We start from the raw sequence: 18,080 nt of genomic DNA, 5'->3' as shown, positions 1-18,080 counted from the left end.
AAGCCCCGGATGTCCGGGGCTTTTTTTATTGTCCAGCCTACGCGGCTCAGTCGATGTCGTCGACGACGGCATCCGGCTTGCCGCTGATGCGGTGCGCGAGTGCTGCTTCCATGAACTCGTTGAGTTCGCCGTCGAGCACGTCGCCCGGAGCGGTGCTGGCAACACCTGTGCGCAGGTCCTTGACCAGCTGGTAGGGCTGCAGCACGTAGGAGCGGATCTGGTGGCCCCAGCCGATATCCGACTTCGAGGCGGCTTCGGCGTTGGCCGCGTCTTCGCGCTTCTTCAGTTCGGCTTCGTAAAGACGGGCGCGCAGCATGTCCCACGCCTTGGCGCGGTTCTTGTGCTGCGAACGTTCCTGCTGGCACTGCACGACGATGCCCGACGGCATATGCGTGATACGCACGGCCGAGTCGGTGGTGTTGACGTGCTGGCCGCCGGCACCCGACGAGCGGTAGGTGTCGATGCGGCAATCGCCTTCGTTGATGTCGATCTGGATCGAGTCGTCGATCACGGGATAGACCCAGATGGACGAGAAGGACGTGTGGCGGCGCGCGTTGCTGTCGTAAGGCGAAATACGCACCAGGCGGTGAACGCCCGATTCGGTCTTCAGCCAGCCATAGGCATTGTGGCCCTTGACGAGCAGCGTCGCCGACTTGATGCCCGCTTCTTCACCGTCGTGAACTTCCAGAAGCTCGACCTTGAACTTCGAACGTTCGGCCCAGCGCGTGTACATGCGCAGCAGAATGTTGGCCCAGTCCTGGCTCTCGGTGCCGCCGGCGCCGGAATGGACTTCCAGATAGGCGTCGTTGCCATCGGCCTCGCCAGAGAGCATTGCCTCCACCTGGCGGCGCGCAGCTTCGGCCTTCAGGCCCTTCAGCGCATCCTCGGCGTCTTTGACGACGCCTTCGTCGCCTTCTTCCTCGCCCATTTCGATGAGCTCGATATTGTCGTTCAGCTGCTGTTCGAGCTGCTTCACGCCATTGATGCCGTCATCCAGCTGCTGGCGCTCGCGCATCAGCTTCTGGGCTTCCTGGGCATCGTTCCAGAGGTTCGGGTCCTCTGCCTTGTTGTTCAACCAGTCCAGCCGTCTTATCGCCTGGTCCCAGTCAAAGATGCCTCCTCAGCAGGGTGATAGCCTGCTTGGTTTCATCGACTACGTTTATGATCTCGGCGCGCATTGTCCTGCTTCTTTGCGTTGGTCTTGAGCTGGCCCGTCAAATAGTTGCGGCGGCCGCGKTTKAAACCCCCGCGGCCGCCGCACCGTCTCTGCGGATGATGTTAATAGAGGCCGCCGGCGCCAGACTGCACCGCCTGATTGGCTTGTGGCGAAGTCTTGAGGATTTCTTCCGGCGCCATGGTACCGTCCATGCCGATGACCGAGAAGCTGTCGGCCGGGCCGGTGCCGGGCTTGAAGGCTTCGATGATTGTGTTCGGATCGCCTTCCTGCGCCGCCATGCCGGTCTTGCGGTCGATGGCGACGAGGTTCATGCCCTGCGGGATGACGAATTTCGACGGCGGCATGTCCTTGACGGCGGCCTGCATGAATTCGTTGAAGATCGGCGCAGAGAGGCCGCCACCCGTGCCGCCGCGGCCAAGCGGAGCCGGCGTATCGAAGCCCATATAGAGACCGGCGACGAGATCCGGCGTGAAGCCGACGAACCAGGCGTCCTTCTCGTCGTTGGTCGTACCGGTCTTGCCGGCAACGTCGCGGCCGCCGAGATCGACCTTGCCTGCGGCGGTACCGCGGGTGATGACGCCCTGCATCATCGAGGTGATCTGGTAGGCGGTCATCGGATCGAGAACCTGTTCGCGGTTGTCGACGATATTGGGCTCTTCCTGGTTCTGCCAGTCGCCGGCATTGCAGCCGTCGCAGACGCGCTCTTCATGCTTGAAGATGGTCTTGCCGTAACGGTCCTGGATGCGGTCGATCAGGGTCGGCTTGATCTGCTTGCCACCATTGGCAAGAACCGAATAGGCCGAGACCATGCGCAGCACCGTGGTTTCGCCGGAACCCAGCGACATGGCGAGCAGCGGCGGCATCTTGTCGTAAATGCCGAAGCGCTCGGCATATTCGGCGACGATGTTCATGCCGAGGTCATTGGCAAGGCGCACCGTCATCAGGTTGCGCGAATGCTCGATACCGGAGCGCAGCGTCGAGGGGCCGCCGACTTCGCCGCCGTAGTTCTCAGGCTTCCAGACCTGGCCGCCGGAAACGATCTCGATCGGCGCGTCCATGATCACGGAGGCCGGCGTATAGCCGTTGTCCATGGCGGCAGCGTAGACGAAAGGCTTGAAGGACGAGCCCGGCTGACGCATTGCCTGCGTCGCGCGGTTGAATTCAGACTGGCCATAGGAGAACCCGCCGGCCATGGCGAGCACGCGGCCGGTTTTCGGGTCCATCGCGACCAAGCCGCCCTGAACCTTCGGCGGCTGCTGCAGGCGGTAGGATGTCGAGGTCTCGTCGCCCTGACGCGCGACGTAAACCACATCACCTGGAGACAGCACGCCTTCCGGCGACTTGGCGGTCTTGCGGTCGCCCGTCGAGGAACGGTAGGCCCACTGCATGTTCTTGGCGGTGATCGTGCCGCGCTCGCGCTCGGCACCGATCTTGCCGCTACCATCCTTCGGCGGCTGCAGGCCGATGTCCGCGCCATCGTCGGAAACCGCCAGAACGACAGCCAGGCGCCATTCGGGGACATCGGAGAGAGCCGGGATATCGGCCAGCGCCTTGCCCCAATCCGACGTCGTGTCGATGGTCTTCAGCGCGCCGTGGAAGCCGCGGCGTTCGTCATAGGTGGTCAGGCCGTCTTGCAGCGCCTTGCGGGCGGCAAGCTGCATCTGCGGATCGAGCGAGGTGCGGACGGAAAGACCGCCTTCATACAGCGTCTTTTCGCCATACTGGTCGATCAGCTGGCGGCGGACGGCTTCGGCAAAATAATCGGATGCGAAGAGCGACGGGCCGGTGCTGCGGGCAGTGACGCCGAGCGGCTGCTTCTTCGCCTCTTCGCCGTCTTCCTTGCTGACATAGCCGTTCTCGACCATACGGTCGACAACCCAGTTACGGCGCTCGAGAGCAGCTTCAGGGTGGCGGAACGGATGGTAATTCGCGGGGCCTTTCGGCAGCGACGCCAGATAGGCGGCTTCGGCGATTGTCAGTTCAGTGACCGACTTGTTGAAATAGGTGAGTGACGCGCCGGCAATGCCGTAAGAGTTCAGGCCGAAGAAGATCTCGTTGAGATAAAGCTCAAGAATCTTGTCCTTCGAATAGGCCTGCTCGATCCGGAAGGAGAGGATCGCTTCCTTGATCTTGCGGTCGATGGTCTGGTCGGATGTCAGAAGGAAGTTCTTGGCGACCTGCTGGGTGATCGTCGAAGCGCCGACCGGGCGGCGGCCGGAACCGAAATTCTGCAGGTTGACGAGGATGGCGCGGCCAAGGCCGGTCAGATCGACGCCCGGGTGATTGTAGAAATTCTTGTCTTCGGCCGAAAGAAACGCCGCCTTGACGCGGTCCGGGATTGCCTGGATCGGCAGGAACAGGCGCTTTTCCTTGGCATATTCGGCCATCAGCGCGCCGTTGCCGGCGTGAACGCGGGTAGTAACCGGCGGCGCATAGCTGTTCAGCACGGCGTAATCGGGGAGATCCTTCGCGACGTTTGCCAAATAGACGGCAACGACAGCTGCGGCGCCAAGAAACATGACGCAAGCAATGCCGAAGAAATATCCAAGAAGTCTGATCATATTGGGCTACCGGTATTCCAAATCTTCAATCGGCACAGGCGATATCATCGCATCGGAGCGCGCAATCTACACATTGCGCGCGGCTTACTCCATGAGCGGCACTGCGACAAGCCGAATCCGCCTCTCGGGTAAGAAACATAGCGGCGAGTAACGGCCTGAATGTGAGCAAAATAGGGCTCCCCTGCCCCATTCCAGTCCCGTCCCCGGCTTTCGTCCACGCTGTTACATGTTCGCCACGGCGTCAGCCGCCATTGGCGACAACCGACGAGCGGTAACGCTTGACCGCATCGGTCATCAGGTCCGCCATCTTGCCGCGCCAGGTCTCGTCGAGCAGCAGCTTCTCGTCTTCGACATTCGAGAGGAAGCCGAGTTCGACGAGGATCGATGGCACGTCGGGCGCCCGCAGAACCTGGAAACCTGCATGGCGGTGCGGATTGTTGATGGTGCCGATCTGGTCCTTGAAGGAGTTCAGGACGCTTTCGGCCAGCGAGATCGAAAACGCCTGCGTCTCGCGCCGCGTCAGGTCGAGCAGGATATCGGCCACTTCGGGCGGCTCGGCGACGGTTTCCTTGCCGGCAATCTGATCCGAGAGGTTTTCACGTTCGGCGAGATCGGCGGCGAGCTTGTCGGATGCCTTGTCGGAGATCGTATAGACGGTCGCCCCGCGGATATCCTTCTGCTTCAGCGTATCGGCATGCAGCGAGATGAAAAGGCCGGCATGGTTCTGGCGGGCAATTTGCACGCGCTCGGAAAGCGAGAGGAACTCGTCGTTGTCGCGGGTCAGAAACGCCTTGATGCCTGGCTCGCGGTTCAGCCGGTCGGCCAGCGCCTTGGCGAAGGCCAGTGTCACCTGCTTTTCTTCGGTTTTCGTATCTACGCCGATCGCGCCGGTATCGATGCCGCCGTGACCGGCATCGACGGCGATGACGAAATCGCCGGGCTTGGCGGCCTCTGCCGCCGGAATGGCGCTAGTCACCTGCTGGTCATCGGCGCCGTTCCAGGTCTGAGCCTTGACGAGCGCCGCGAAGGCTTCCTTCGACGTCATCTCGGCATCGAGCACCAGGCGGTGGCCTTTGCCGTCCTCGTCCTGCTGGACCTTGGCAATCGCCAGCTTCACCGGCTTGATGGCGGTGAGCACGATTCGCGCGCTGCCCTCGCCCATCGCGCCGTAGCGGATATCCTTGAAGAGACCGCGCGCTTCCAGCTGCTTGGTATCGAAACCGAAGGCGGTCGCCGGGAGATCGACGACGATGCGCTCGGGATTGGCAATATAATGGATGGAGAAGCTGGGGGCCTGGTCGAAATCGATGACGATGCGGGTGCGGGCGTCATCGCCGATAATCCGGGCACCGTAGGCCAGCAGCGGCTCGGGCTTGGCGCCGTCGGCTGCGATGGCGGTCGCCATCCCGAGACACAGCGCCGCGGCAGCGAGCGCCGCCGCAAAAACATTCTTCCGGTTGCCGGATTGCCCCGCTACGGGCCGCTCCCTCTTAAACAATCGACCGCCACACCCTATTTGTCATTGCATATGTCCCCGGGGCACATGATCCCCGCCGCCCGGCGGCGCCTGCCCGATGCCCGGCGCCGAGCATAGCGCATCGAATCGGGACCGCGGATCCCCGATTTTCTATGCGTGCCGAAATCCATCAATATTATGGCACATTTGGCTTTTCCCTTGCTATTGTGACAGAGAAACCATACAACGATTTCAGGTTAGAAGTGCTGACGGGATAGAGTCGCCGCGAAGGCTGCCAACCCCTGAGAGGACCTGGCGCCGCAACCGGCAATCGTCCGCCGTCATACGTGTTTCTTTCCGAGTGAACTGGATTCTGATTTTTCCGGCGTATGCGGAAACTTCATCGGTGGATAGCCACCAACCGCTCCGAGGAGCAAACTCATCGGACCTACGGGTCTTAGTATTGTCGATCTCGCTTGGTCATAATGGTGTCGCAGCAGGTTTTATCCAAAGTCTACAGGCCCCGGGAGAATATCTTCCCCGCTGTTGCCTGGCTGTTGCCTGCCCTCCCGAACCAAGCGCGACTTTCATTATCCGGCGCAACCCCTCCTGACCGCAACCCGCCTGTCTCAGACACTGGCGGGGATGCGCGTATGAGGCTGCGCCGAGGAGCACAGCTTACATGGCAGACAAAATGCTTATCGACGCGTCTCACGAGGAAGAGACGCGCGTCGTTGTCGTTCGCGGGAACCGCATAGAAGAATTTGACTTCGAGTCGCAGCACAAGAAGCAAATTCGCGGCAACATCTATCTTGCAAAGGTAACGCGGGTAGAACCCTCGCTACAGGCCGCCTTCGTTGATTACGGCGGCAACCGGCACGGCTTCCTGGCCTTTGCCGAAATCCACCCTGATTACTACCAGATCCCGCTGGCCGATCGCCAGGCGCTGCTGCGCGCGGAAGCCGAAGAGCATCGCCGCGACGACGACGTCGAGCACGTCGAAACCGCGCCGATGAACGATCCGGCCAACCAGGACCAGCCCGACATCGGCATCATCGCCAAGGACGAGCCGGCAGCAGACGCTACGGCCGAAGCCCCTGCCGCGATCGAAGCGGAAGCTGCGCCGGCCGCTGAAGACGCAGCTCCGGTAAAGAAGGCTGCAAAGCCGCGCCGCAGCCGCAAGAAGGTTGTCGAGACCACCGCGACCGAAGATGCCGTCCCGACCGATGTCGAAGCGCCGGTTGCTTCCGTCGATAGCGACGACGACTCGAACGGCAGCTCGATGGCTGCCATGGTCGAGACCGACTCGATTTCCGAAGACGTCGATTCCCGCCGCCGCGGCAATGACGACGATGACGACGACGATCATGACCACGAAGAAGAAGTGATCGAATCGGTCGGCGCGGAAGACGCGATGGAAGAAGTTCCCGATCGCGTTCAGCGCAAGCCGCGCAAGCAGTACCGCATCCAGGAAGTCATCAAGCGCCGCCAGATCCTGCTCGTGCAGGTCGCCAAGGAAGAGCGCGGTAACAAGGGTGCAGCTCTTACCACCTACCTCTCGCTCGCAGGCCGTTACTCGGTGCTGATGCCGAACACGGCGCGTGGCGGCGGCATCTCCCGGAAGATCACCAATCCGCAGGACCGCAAGCGCCTGAAGGAAATCGCCCGGATGCTCGAAGTGCCGCAGGGCATGGGCGTCATCCTGCGCACGGCCGGTGCCAACCGCACCAAGGTCGAGGTCAAGCGCGATTTCGAATATCTGATGCGTCTCTGGGAAAACGTCCGCACGCTGACGCTGGCGTCGACGGCCCCCTGCCTCGTCTATGAAGAGGGATCGCTGATCAAGCGTTCGATCCGCGACCTCTACAACAAGGATATCGGCGAAGTCATCGTTGCCGGCGAAGAAGGCTATCGTGAAGCGAAAGACTTCATGAAGATGCTGATGCCGAGCCACGCCAAGGTGGTTCAGCCTTACCGCGACATCCACCCGATCTTCTCGCGCTCTGGCATCGAGGCGCAGCTCGACCGCATGCTGCAGCCGCAGGTGACGCTGAAGTCGGGCGGCTACCTGATCATGAACCAGACGGAAGCGCTGGTTTCGATCGACGTCAACTCCGGCCGTTCAACGCGCGAACATTCGATCGAAGACACGGCTCTGCAGACGAACCTCGAAGCCGCCGACGAAGTCGCGCGCCAGCTTCGCCTTCGCGACCTTGCAGGCCTGATCGTCATCGACTTCATCGACATGGAAGAAAAGCGCAACAACCGCGCTGTCGAGAAGCGTCTGAAGGAATGCCTGAAGAACGACCGCGCCCGTATCCAGGTCGGCCGTATCTCGCATTTCGGCCTTCTCGAAATGTCGCGCCAGCGTATCCGTGCCTCGGTTCTGGAATCGACGACCCAGGTCTGCTCGCATTGCGGCGGTACCGGTCACGTCCGTTCGCAGTCTTCGGTCGCCCTGCATGTGCTGCGCGGTATCGAAGAATATCTGCTGAAGAACACGACGCACGACATCACGGTGCGCACCACGCCCGACATCGCGCTCTATCTTCTGAACCACAAGCGCCAGTCGATCGTCGATTACGAGACCCGCTTCGGCGTGGCGATCATCATCGGCGCCGACAACAGCGTCGGATCGCAGCACTTTGCGATTGATCGCGGCGAGCCGGTCGAAAATCCGGTGAAGATCGAAACCCTGTTCAACTTCGCGGCCATCCCTGAAGATGACGACGACGATGTCGTGATCGAGGTGGACGAAGAAGAAGACGAAGAACTGGAAGAAAAGCTAGCCGCAAGCGAGCGTCCTGCCCAGCAGGCACGCGCCGAGAGCGATGGCGAAGCCGGCAACCGCAAGCGCAAGCGGCGCCGCCGCCGCCGTGGCGGACGTGGCGGAAACGAACAGCAGTCGGCCAACGACGCCTCCGGTGACGAGAGCGACGACGGTGAAGGCGACGAGGATGATGCAGGCGCAGAGGGCGACGAAGCCGCTGCCGGCACCGCGGAAGCCCGCGCCGAAACCGACAGCGAGAGCGAACAGCGCCGCAAGCGCCGCCGCCGCGGCAAGCGTGGCGGACGCCGCAACCGTGACGAAAACGGCGAACTGAGTGCCGAAGGCACCGACAGCGAGACGGACGCTGATGGCGAAGCCGGCGAAGGTGACGCTGCCGAAAGCGCGGCAGCCGAGACGCAGGCTGAAGTGATCGAGGCCGTTTCCGAAGATGCCGCCGAAGGCCAGACCGCCATGGCAGCCGTCGAAACCGGCGCCTTCGTCACCGAGGACGTCAAGCCCGCCAAGGGCCGCGGCCGTGGCCGCAAGAAGGCTGCCGAGGTTTCGCCGGTGGAAGAGCCTGTCGTTGCCGAGGAAACTCCGGCTGCCGCAGCAACTGCCGAACCTGCACCCGAAGCCGAAACGGTGGAAGCCTCTGCCGATCTCGACGCTCCGGCAACGGAAGAAGCGAAGTCGGCCCGCGCCAATCGCGGCTCGAACGTCTCCTCCTCTTCGCCGACCGTCAAATCGACGCGCAGCGAAGCTGCCGAGCCCGAGGGCGACGGCAAGCCGAAGAAGGCCGGCTGGTGGCAGCGCCGCGGCTTCTTCTGAGAGCCCGCTGATTGATCAATGAAAAGCCGGCTGTGGCGACACAGCCGGCTTTTTTGATTCCGTATCCGGGAGAGATTGGAAAGGGGCATCCGAGATAAGTCGAGAAGGCCAATCCGGCTTTGCCTCACGGCAGCAAGCCTCTTCAGATCTTGATTCATCTGTCTGACAAAATGAGTCAGGAAATTCGTCTAAGCGCTTGAGCGCGGACTCTATTTCAGCCAGAGGGCCATGCGCTCGACGGCTTCGACGATCTCAGTTTGCGAGCCGGCGTAAGACATGCGCATCGTCCTGTTGCCTTCGAGCGGATCGAAATCGAGGCCCGGCGTCGCGGCGACATTGATCTCCGCAAGCATGCGCTTGGCAAAGGCCATGCTGTCGTTGCTGAACCGCGTCACGTCGACATAGGCATAGAAGGCACCGTCCATCGGGGATGCCACCGGCAGGCCGATTTCGGGCAAGCGGCGGAGCAGGAAATCGCGATTGGCGGCGTAACTCGCCTTGTAGACATCGAGCTCGGCAGCGGCTCCAAGCGCCGCCGTCGCGGCGATCTGCGACAGTTCCGGCGGCGAGATATAGAGGCTCTGGGCAACGCGCTCGATCGGGCGAACCAGCCGTTCCGGCAGCACCATCCAGCCGATCCGCCAGCCGGTCATGCAATAGTATTTCGAGAAGGAATTGATGACGATTGCCTCGTCGGTCAGTTCCAGCGCGCTGGTCTCCTCGCCCGCAAAAGTCAGGCCGTGATATATTTCGTCGGAGATGAAGGCGATCGATTGAGCGGCGCAATAATCGGCAAGCGCCTTCAGCGCCGCCCTGCCGGTGACCGTCCCGGTCGGGTTTGCCGGACTGGCAAGCAGAATACCCTTGAGCTTGCCGCCGCTCTCGCGCTGCGCCGCTTCAAGGCTTTCGGGCGTCAGCGTGAAATGCGTCTCGGCCGTCACGGCGACCTCGATCACCTTCAGCCCGAGTGCGCCGAGAATATTGCGGTAGGCCGGATAGCCGGGCCTGGCGATCGCCACGGCATCGCCAGCATCGAAGAGCGAGAGGAAGGCGAGATTGAAACCGGCCGAGGAACCCGTCGTGATGGCGATCCGCGCCGGATCGATCTCCAGGCCATGGCGGTCGCGATAATGCCAGGCGAGCGCGTGTTTCAGCCGCGCGGTCCCCAGCGCATCGGTATAGCCGATCTTGCCTTCCGTCAGAGCCGAACGGGCCGCGTCGAGGGCCGCCTTCGGTGCCGGATGCGACGGCTGGCCGACCGCCATCGAAATGACCGGGTGACCGGCGGCACGCCGTTTGGTCGCCTCAGCCAGAACGTCCATGGCGTGGAAAGGCTCGACTTCGCTGCGCTTCGATACGGAAAACAAGGGCCAAAACTCCGGATATTCAATTGCGGCCAGACAATTGCCGCATTATCAGGTGCATCACAATCCCGCGATTGCGCCGCGATCCAGAAAAATCCTGTTTGATGGCCGGGCCGCACACCGTAATTTGATTGCCGAACGTTTCAGCCCATTAACCGGGCGATGTTATGAAGCGGCATCGCATTCGATCAGCCGACGAGGACACAATGGCTCTCTTTCCGAAAACCTTCACCGCCCTTGCGCTCGCTGCCAGCTTTGCGATGCCCCTTCCCGCTGCTGCTCTCGACGATGCGCAGAAGAAGGAATTCGGCGAGTTCATCAAGGAATACCTGATCCAGAATCCCGAGATCATGCTCGACGTTCAGGACGCCCTGCAGAAGAAGCAGGAAGAGGCCCGCCTCGTCAAAGCCAACCAGGTGATCGGCGAAAACAGCAAGAGCATTTTCGAGGCCAAGGACGATATCTCGATCGGCAACCCGAAGGGCGATGTCACCATCGTCGAGTTCTTCGATTACAATTGCGGCTACTGCCGTCACGCGCTGACGGACATGCAGACGATGCTGAAGAAGGACCAGAACGTCCGCTTTGTGCTCAAGGAATTCCCGATCCTCGGCCCGGAATCGGTTGCCGCGCACAAGGTTTCCGACGCTTTCCGCAAGCTGGCGCCTGAAAAATACGAGAAGTTCCACATGGCTCTGCTCGGCAGCGAAGGCCGCGCCGACGAAGACAGCGCCATCGAAGTGGCCTCCTCGCTCGGCGTCAACGAAAAGCAGATCCGCGCCGAGATGGAAAAGAGCCCCGACACGTCTTCGGTGCAGAATGCCTATGACCTTGCCCAGAAGCTCGGCATCACCGGAACGCCCTCCTACGTCATCGGCAACGAGCTGGTGCAGGGCGCGGTCGGTTTCGACGACCTGGAAGCCAAGGTCAAGAACATGCGCACCTGCGGCAAGACCAGCTGCTGAGAGCGACGCTCATCAAATCGCCAAAATCTAAGCGTTTCAGCCATGTGGACAAATATGGCACGATTCCGGCTGCCTACCCCAAAGGGCTTTCATTAAGGGCATGGGGAGTCTATAGGTTGCCCTCGTGCATTTAATGGAACACTCGATGACGCAAACCATTTTCGTCCTGAACGGGCCCAACCTGAACATGCTGGGCAAAAGAGAACCCGGCATCTATGGCGGCAAGACGCTCAAGGACATCGAAGCGGATTGCAGGGCTGCGGGCCAGGAACTCGGTCTCGATATCGATTTCCGCCAGAGCAACCACGAAGGTGCGCTCGTCGATTGGTTTCATGAAGCAAACGACAAGGCTGCAGGCGTTGCGATCAATGCCGGAGCCTACACGCATACATCCATTGCACTGCATGATGCGATCAAGGCCATTTCCATTCCGGTAATCGAGCTCCATATCTCCAACGTGCATGCACGCGAAGAATTCCGCCACAAGTCGATGATTGCCCCTGCTTGCAAGGGTGTGATCGCCGGCTTCGGGCCTCACAGCTACATTCTGGCGCTTCACGCGCTGAAGAACCTTACGGCATAAGAAGAAGACAGGGCAAACACTCATGGCTGAAAAGAAATCGGGTATCGACCAGGCACTGATCCGTGACCTCGCGAACATCTTGAACGACACGGACCTGACGGAAATCGAAGTCGAGCAGGAAGATCTGCGCATCCGCGTCTCGCGCGGCGGCAATGTTCAATATGTCCAGGCGCCGATCGGCGGTGCTCCGGCCTATGCGCCTGCGCCTGCAGCCGCCGCACCTGCGGCCGCTCCGGCAGTAGCCGCTGCCCCGGCCCGCAACCCGGCCAACACGGTCAGCGCCCCCATGGTCGGCACCGTCTACATGGCACCGGCTCCGGGTGCACGCGCCTTCATCGAAGTCGGCTCGACCGTGAAGGAAGGCCAGACGCTGCTCATCATCGAAGCGATGAAGACCATGAACCAGATCCCGTCGCCGAAGTCAGGCAAGGTTACGGAAATCCTCGTCGAAGACGGCAGCCCCGTCGAATACGGCCAGGCCCTCGTCGTCATCGAATAAGGCGGGCATCATGGTCTCGAAAATCCTCATTGCAAACCGCGGCGAAATCGCGCTGCGCGTCCTGCGCGCCTGCAAGGAGCTCGGCATTCCCTGCGTCGTGGTTCACTCCACCGCCGATGCCGACGCCATGCATGTGCGCCTTGCCGACGAAAGCGTCTGCATCGGCCCTCCGCCGTCGCGTGACAGCTATCTGAACATCCACCAGATCGTCGCAGCCTGCGAAATCACCGGTGCCGATGCCGTGCATCCCGGCTACGGCTTCCTGTCCGAAAACGCCAAGTTTGCGGATATTCTCGAGGCCCACGGCATCACCTTCATCGGCCCGACCGCGGATCACATCCGCATCATGGGCGACAAGATCACCGCCAAGACGACGGCGCAGGAACTCGGCATCCCCGTCGTTCCGGGCTCCGACGGCGAAGTGAAGACCGAAGAAGACGCCATTAAGACGGCCGCCGAAATCGGCTATCCCGTTCTGATCAAGGCAACCGCCGGCGGCGGCGGACGCGGCATGAAGGTCGCGAAATCCGAAGCCGACGTGATCGAAGCCTGGTCGACGGCCCGCACCGAAGCGGCTGCCGCCTTCGGCAACGAAGCCGTCTACATGGAAAAGTACCTCGGCAAGCCGCGCCACATCGAAGTTCAGGTTTTCGGCGACGGCGAAGGCAATGCGATCCATCTCGGCGAACGCGACTGCTCGCTGCAGCGCCGCCACCAGAAGGTCTGGGAAGAAGCCAATTCCCCGGCGCTCAACGTCGAGCAGCGCATGAAGATCGGCCAGGTCTGCGCCGACGCCATGAAGAAGCTGAAATATCGCGGCGCCGGCACGATCGAATTCCTCTATGAAAACGGCGAGTTCTATTTCATCGAAATGAACACCCGTCTGCAGGTGGAGCATCCGGTCACCGAAGCCATTACGGGCATTGACCTCGTGCACGAACAGATCCGCGTCGCCTCGGGCGGCGGTCTGTCGGTGACGCAGGCGGAAGTGAACTTCGAGGGCCACGCCATCGAATGCCGCATCAACGCCGAAGACGCGCGCACCTTCGTGCCCTCGCCCGGCACGATCACGCATTTCCACGCACCGGGCGGCCTCGGCGTCCGCATCGACAGCGGCGCCTACCAGGGCTACAAGATCCCGCCTTACTACGACAGCCTGATCGGCAAGCTCATAGTTCACGGGCGCACCCGCGTCGAATGCATGATGCGCCTGCGCCGCGCGCTGGACGAGTTCGTCGTCGATGGCATCAAGACCACGCTGCCGCTGTTCCAGGACCTGGTTTCGAACCAGGACATCGCGAACGGCGACTACGACATCCACTGGCTGGAACAGTATCTCGCCAGCACCAAGCCGGCCTGATCACGAATGGCAGGGTCGCGCAGGAAGTCCCCAGGAATTACCCCGGAGATCCTCCTGCGCGCCTACTCCATCGGCCTCTTCCCGATGGCCGAATCGGCCGATGACCCGGAGATCTTCTGGGTCGAGCCCGAACTTCGCGGGGTGATCCCGCTCGACGATTTCCACATTTCCAAAAGCCTCGCGAAAACCATTCGCCGCAAACCGTTCGACATCCGGTTCAATCATGATTTCGATGCGGTGATCTCGGCTTGCGCGGCGGAAACCTCCGGGCGCCCGAGCACCTGGATCAACGGCACCATCAGGCAGCTCTATTCGACCCTCCACCGCATCGGCCATGCGCATTCCGTCGAGGCATGGGAGGGCGACGAGCTTGTCGGCGGGCTCTACGGCGTCTCGCTGGGTGCCGCGTTCTTCGGCGAGAGCATGTTCTCGCGGCGCACCGACGCCTCGAAGATCTGCCTGGTGCATCTGGTCGAGCGCCTCCGGGAAAAAGAGTTCAGGCTGCTGGATACGCAGTTCACGACGGAGCATCTGAAGACCTTCGGGGCGATCGACGTGCCGAAGGATGAATATGCCGTGATGCTGGATGCCGCGATGGATTCGCCGCATCTGGAGTTTTAGGGGAGCGCCCACCCTCGTCCTTCGAGGTCCTTCGGGCACCTCAGGATAAGGGCTCTCGTGAAGCTGGCTTGCTGCGGGATAGGTGTGCCCGCCCCCGTCCTTCGAGGGTCGCTTCGCTCCCGCCTCAGGATGAGGGCTCTCTTGGACGCTTCGGCGCGGAGCCAGAATGAAAACCAGCGACGGGCACTTCCAGCGCCAACAGCCACTCCGCCCCTCATCCTGACCTGAGGTGCCCGAAGGGCCTCGAAGGACGAGGGCCGGCCAATGGCCCAAACCGGTAAACAGGAAAACTTACTTAGCCTTCGCCGTGCCATCCGGCGCCGGCACGTCCGACTGCGCCTTGCAGTCCTTCAGCCAGACGTCATAGATCGGGTGCTCGACGGCGTTCAGACCCGGGCTGTCGGCGAACATCCAGCCGGTGAAGATGCGGCGGATCTTGCGGTCGAGGGTGATTTCGTCGACTTCGACGAAACCGTCGATCTTCTGCGCCTCCGACTGGTCGCGCGAATAACAGGCTTTCGGCGTCACCTGCAGCGCGCCGAACTGGACCGTTTCGTTGACATAGACGTCGAAGGTGGTGATGCGGCCGGTGATCTTGTCGAGGCCGGAGAAGACGGCGACAGGGTTTTCGATGCGCGCGGCAGAAGCAATCTGCGGCAACAGCGGCGAGCCAAGCGCCAGGGCGATCCCGGCGGCACGCAGGACCTGGTTCCGCGTGAAAAGCTGCATATCTACCCGTCTCCACCGCATCTCATGATAATGGCCGCAGCTTCTGCGGCCAACCTGCGGGTAAAGGTCAATTGTGGCCAAAAGCCGGGCCGGACGGCCCGCTTTGCGGTCGGCGAACTCAGTTGCCAGGCGTCCAGGCGTCGTAATCGCCGGTAACACGCGGACGCTCGCCGGTGGCCGACAGCGAACCCGGCGGACGGTAGGCCTGCGGAGAACCGGTCGGATTGGCGCGGTGCGCCTTTTCCCATTCCTTGGCGGCGTAGTTTTCCTTCGACGGCGGGGTGTCGGTGCGGTGATGCATCCAGCCGTGCCAGCCCGGAGGGATGGCCGAGGCTTCGGCATAGCCGCTGTAGATCACCCAGCGCTTCGGCAGGCCATAGGAAGACAGGCCGCCTTCGTAGTAGACATTGCCGAGCTCATCTTCGCCAACACGCTTGAAACCGCGAAGCGCAAACCGTGTTCCCAGCGTGTAGTGGTTCCACCAGGTGAAAATGTGCAGCAGGAAGTTCTTCATGTCTGTTCCTTGTGCTTGCCAGAGGTCAAGCGGGACTGGAATTCGTTCACTCGCTTATGCCGCCGGATGACCGGATTGTCCAGTGATTCCAGATTTGCAACGGTTCATTTCAAGGCCATCTTGAAGCCGAGATGCGATGGCGCGAAGCCCAGGCGCTCGTAGAACCGGTGGGCATCCTTGCGCTTGCCGTTCGAGATCAGCTGGACGCGGGCAAGGCCGCGGCTTTTTGCCTCTGCGATGCAGAACTCGATCATCTGCCCGCCGATGCCCTGCCCGCGCAAGTCGCCGCGCGTCTGCACCGCCTCGATGATCATGAAGGACGCGCCGCGGCCGGTCAGCGTCGTCGCGATCGAAATCTGAAACGTGCCGGCGACTTCGCCAGACAGTTCGCCGACATAGAGCGTCTGGTCCGGCGCTGCGGCGATCGCTGAGAAGGCCTTGAGGTAATCGGCGTAAGCGCTGTCCTCGGTCGTATCGCCGTGTCCGCCGATATCATCGGCGGCAAAGAGCGCTATCAACGCGGCAAGATCGTCCTGCCGGGCCTCGCGGATAATGAGCTTGCCGGTCATGATGGTCTCAATGGGCGGGAAGATGTTTTTCAAGCACCAGCGTCGCAATACCCGACTGGCCGGGGCCGACATTCTCGTTGCGGCCCGCCTCGATGAAACCGAGCTTACTGTAGAAGCCGATCGCATCCTCGTTCTTCGGCTCGACTTCGAGACGCATGATCTCCGCATCCGGAAAGCAGGTTTCCAGCTCGGCAAACATGTCGCGGCCGATGCCCTGACGCTGCAGCGCCGGACGCACGTAGAGAAGATGCAGGATCGCCGTCTTTGCCAAATCGGCGGACATTGCCGCATAGCCGACTGCGCCGATATCCTTGCCGCTGTCGGCGACAACGAATTCGGCATTCTTTTTTGCCAGCCGCGTTTTCAGCGCCGCCGGCGAAAACAGGTGGGCGATCAGTTCATCGACCTTCGGCACGCCATAGAAGCGGTCGTAGGTCGCATGAAAGCTTTCCACCAGCACGGCGCGGATCTTCTCCAGATCGCGCTCACCGGCGGTGCGGACAAAATACACCAAGGCTTTCTCCTGGCGGCGCCGGGATCCGAGGCCGCTCACGCTTTTCGGCTAACGCAGTTATTCCTCGACGATGCCGAGCTTGGCCTTGACCAGCGCCTGGACGGCCTGCGGGTTGGCCTTGCCGCCGGTCGACTTCATGACCTGGCCGACGAACCAGCCAGCCAGCGTCGGTTTGGCGAGAACCTTGGCCACCTGATCGGGGTTGGCGGCGATGATCTCATCGACCGCCTTTTCGATGGCGCCGGTGTCGGTCACCTGCTTCATGCCGCGGCTTTCGACGATTTCAGCGGGATCGCCACCCTCGTTGAGGATGATCTCGAAGACGTCCTTGGCGATCTTGCCGGAAATCGTCTCGGCCTTGATCAGGTCGATGATGCCGCCGAGCTGGGCCGGGGAAACCGGAGTCGATTCAATATCTTTTCCGAGTTTGTTCAAGGCGCCAAGCAAGTCGTTGATGACCCAGTTGGCAGCCGTCTTGCCATCGCGGCCTTCGGCAACGGCTTCGAAATAATCGGCAATCGCCTTTTCGGACACGAGTACCGACGCGTCATAGATCGACAGGCCGAGCTCACGGACGAAGCGGTCCTTCTTGTCATCAGGCAGCTCCGGCAGATCCTTTGCCAGCGCACTGACGAAAGCATCGTCGAACTCGAGCGGCAACAGGTCCGGATCCGGGAAGTAGCGGTAGTCATGCGCGTCTTCCTTGGAGCGCATCGAGCGGGTCTCGCCCTTGTTCGGGTCAAAGAGACGGGTTTCCTGGTCGATCGAGCCGCCGTCCTCCAGAATGCCGATCTGGCGGCGGGCTTCGTATTCGATCGCCTGGCCGATGAAGCGGATGGAGTTGACGTTCTTGATCTCGCAGCGCGTGCCAAAGCCCTCGCCCGGACGGCGCACGGAAACGTTGACGTCGGCGCGCATCGAGCCTTCGTCCATGTTGCCGTCGCAGGTGCCGAGGTAACGGACGATCGAGCGCAGCTTCGTCATGTAGGCCTTGGCCTCATCGGACGAGCGCATGTCGGGCTTGGAGACGATCTCCATCAGCGCGACGCCAGAACGGTTCAAGTCGACATAGGACATGGTAGCGTGCTGGTCATGCAGCGACTTGCCGGCGTCCTGTTCCAGATGCAGACGCTCGATGCCGATCTCGATGTCTTCGAACTGGCCCTGACGATCCGGACCGAGCGAGATGACGATCTGGCCTTCGCCGACAATCGGATCCTTGAACTGCGAGATCTGATAGCCCTGCGGCAGGTCGGGATAGAAATAGTTCTTGCGGTCGAACAGCGAGCGCTTGTTGATCTGCGCCTTCAGGCCGAGACCGGTGCGCACCGCCTGGCGGACGCATTCCTCGTTGATGACGGGCAGCATGCCGGGCATGGCGGCGTCAACGAGGGAGACATTCGAGTTCTGCGGCTTGCCGAATTCCGTCGAGGCGCCGGAGAAGAGCTTCGAATTCGACAGCACCTGCGCATGGACTTCCATGCCGATGATGACTTCCCAATCGCCGGTGGCGCCGGGAATGAAGCGTTTCGGATCAGGCGTGCGAACGTCGACAAGGGTCATGTGATAC

The 18,080-nt window shown here is 61.6% G+C and carries 15 protein-coding genes; 6 read left to right on the top strand and 9 right to left on the bottom strand.

Annotation, left to right across the window (positions count from 1 at the left end; genetic code table 11):
• Positions 1-46: 46 nt before the first annotated feature.
• The 3 genes from prfB to AC1DNK_RS16355 form a co-directional block, all read right to left on the bottom strand.
• A protein-coding gene (prfB, locus tag AC1DNK_RS16365) for a peptide chain release factor 2 (RefSeq protein ID WP_112389732.1) occupies positions 47-1,178 on the bottom strand; the annotation gives its coding sequence in 2 pieces (ribosomal slippage) (positions 47-1,108 and positions 1,110-1,178; 1,131 coding nt in all).
• A gap of 100 nt (positions 1,179-1,278) precedes the next feature.
• On the bottom strand, positions 1,279-3,738 hold the full coding sequence (locus AC1DNK_RS16360; protein WP_112389731.1) for a penicillin-binding protein 1A: 2,460 nt from the start codon (positions 3,736-3,738) through the stop codon (positions 1,279-1,281).
• A gap of 241 nt (positions 3,739-3,979) precedes the next feature.
• A complete protein-coding gene (locus tag AC1DNK_RS16355) occupies positions 3,980-5,143 on the bottom strand; it encodes an N-acetylmuramoyl-L-alanine amidase (RefSeq protein ID WP_477831529.1) in 1,164 nt (387 codons plus the stop codon).
• Between the two features lie 733 nt (positions 5,144-5,876).
• On the opposite strand from AC1DNK_RS16355, the gene AC1DNK_RS16350 reads away from it, so the two are divergent.
• The gene (locus AC1DNK_RS16350; RefSeq protein WP_477942174.1) at positions 5,877-8,792 is read left to right on the top strand and encodes an Rne/Rng family ribonuclease; all 2,916 of its coding nucleotides are present in this window, start codon (positions 5,877-5,879) and stop codon (positions 8,790-8,792) included.
• A 209-nt stretch (positions 8,793-9,001) separates the two neighbouring features.
• Here the strand turns inward: AC1DNK_RS16350 and AC1DNK_RS16345 are convergent, their stop codons facing one another.
• Positions 9,002-10,159 carry a pyridoxal phosphate-dependent aminotransferase gene (locus AC1DNK_RS16345; RefSeq protein WP_477942172.1) on the bottom strand — a complete coding sequence of 386 codons (1,158 nt, stop codon included), beginning with the start codon at positions 10,157-10,159 and terminating at the stop codon, positions 9,002-9,004.
• Positions 10,160-10,362: 203 nt separating this feature from the next.
• Between AC1DNK_RS16345 and AC1DNK_RS16340 the strand changes: the two genes are divergently transcribed.
• From AC1DNK_RS16340 to aat, 5 genes are all read left to right on the top strand, one after another.
• On the top strand, positions 10,363-11,121 hold the full coding sequence (locus AC1DNK_RS16340; RefSeq protein WP_112389727.1) for a DsbA family protein: 759 nt from the start codon (positions 10,363-10,365) through the stop codon (positions 11,119-11,121).
• Between the two features lie 145 nt (positions 11,122-11,266).
• The gene (gene aroQ, locus AC1DNK_RS16335) at positions 11,267-11,704 is read left to right on the top strand and encodes a type II 3-dehydroquinate dehydratase (protein ID WP_112389726.1); all 438 of its coding nucleotides are present in this window, start codon (positions 11,267-11,269) and stop codon (positions 11,702-11,704) included.
• Positions 11,705-11,726: 22 nt separating this feature from the next.
• A complete protein-coding gene (gene accB / locus AC1DNK_RS16330) occupies positions 11,727-12,203 on the top strand; it encodes an acetyl-CoA carboxylase biotin carboxyl carrier protein (RefSeq protein ID WP_112516921.1) in 477 nt (158 codons plus the stop codon).
• Between the two features lie 10 nt (positions 12,204-12,213).
• On the top strand, positions 12,214-13,563 hold the full coding sequence (accC, locus tag AC1DNK_RS16325; protein ID WP_112389724.1) for an acetyl-CoA carboxylase biotin carboxylase subunit: 1,350 nt from the start codon (positions 12,214-12,216) through the stop codon (positions 13,561-13,563).
• A gap of 6 nt (positions 13,564-13,569) precedes the next feature.
• Entirely contained in the window at positions 13,570-14,184 is a 615-nt protein-coding gene (aat, locus tag AC1DNK_RS16320) for a leucyl/phenylalanyl-tRNA--protein transferase (RefSeq protein ID WP_477942171.1), read from the top strand.
• A gap of 291 nt (positions 14,185-14,475) precedes the next feature.
• Here the strand turns inward: aat and AC1DNK_RS16315 are convergent, their stop codons facing one another.
• From AC1DNK_RS16315 to gatB, 5 genes are all read right to left on the bottom strand, one after another.
• The gene (locus AC1DNK_RS16315; protein ID WP_477942168.1) at positions 14,476-14,913 is read right to left on the bottom strand and encodes a DUF2155 domain-containing protein; all 438 of its coding nucleotides are present in this window, start codon (positions 14,911-14,913) and stop codon (positions 14,476-14,478) included.
• 118 nt (positions 14,914-15,031) lie between these two features.
• Positions 15,032-15,427 carry an NADH:ubiquinone oxidoreductase subunit NDUFA12 gene (locus AC1DNK_RS16310; protein ID WP_112389721.1) on the bottom strand — a complete coding sequence of 132 codons (396 nt, stop codon included), beginning with the start codon at positions 15,425-15,427 and terminating at the stop codon, positions 15,032-15,034.
• 104 nt (positions 15,428-15,531) lie between these two features.
• Positions 15,532-15,996: a GNAT family N-acetyltransferase gene (locus AC1DNK_RS16305; RefSeq protein WP_477942166.1), complete on the bottom strand. Its 465-nt coding sequence runs from the start codon at positions 15,994-15,996 to the stop codon at positions 15,532-15,534.
• 7 nt (positions 15,997-16,003) lie between these two features.
• On the bottom strand, positions 16,004-16,507 hold the full coding sequence (locus tag AC1DNK_RS16300; protein WP_477942199.1) for an N-acetyltransferase family protein: 504 nt from the start codon (positions 16,505-16,507) through the stop codon (positions 16,004-16,006).
• Positions 16,508-16,567: 60 nt separating this feature from the next.
• Positions 16,568-18,073 (bottom strand): Asp-tRNA(Asn)/Glu-tRNA(Gln) amidotransferase subunit GatB, encoded by a 1,506-nt coding sequence (gatB, locus tag AC1DNK_RS16295; protein WP_112537382.1) that lies wholly within the window; start codon positions 18,071-18,073, stop codon positions 16,568-16,570.
• Positions 18,074-18,080 lie beyond the last annotated feature (7 nt).

The sequence above is a fragment of the Rhizobium sp. 01N424 genome (genome assembly GCF_056399485.1).
The sequence above is the reverse complement of the archived record's forward strand: the minus strand, read 5'-3'. Positions and strand labels throughout refer to the sequence as shown.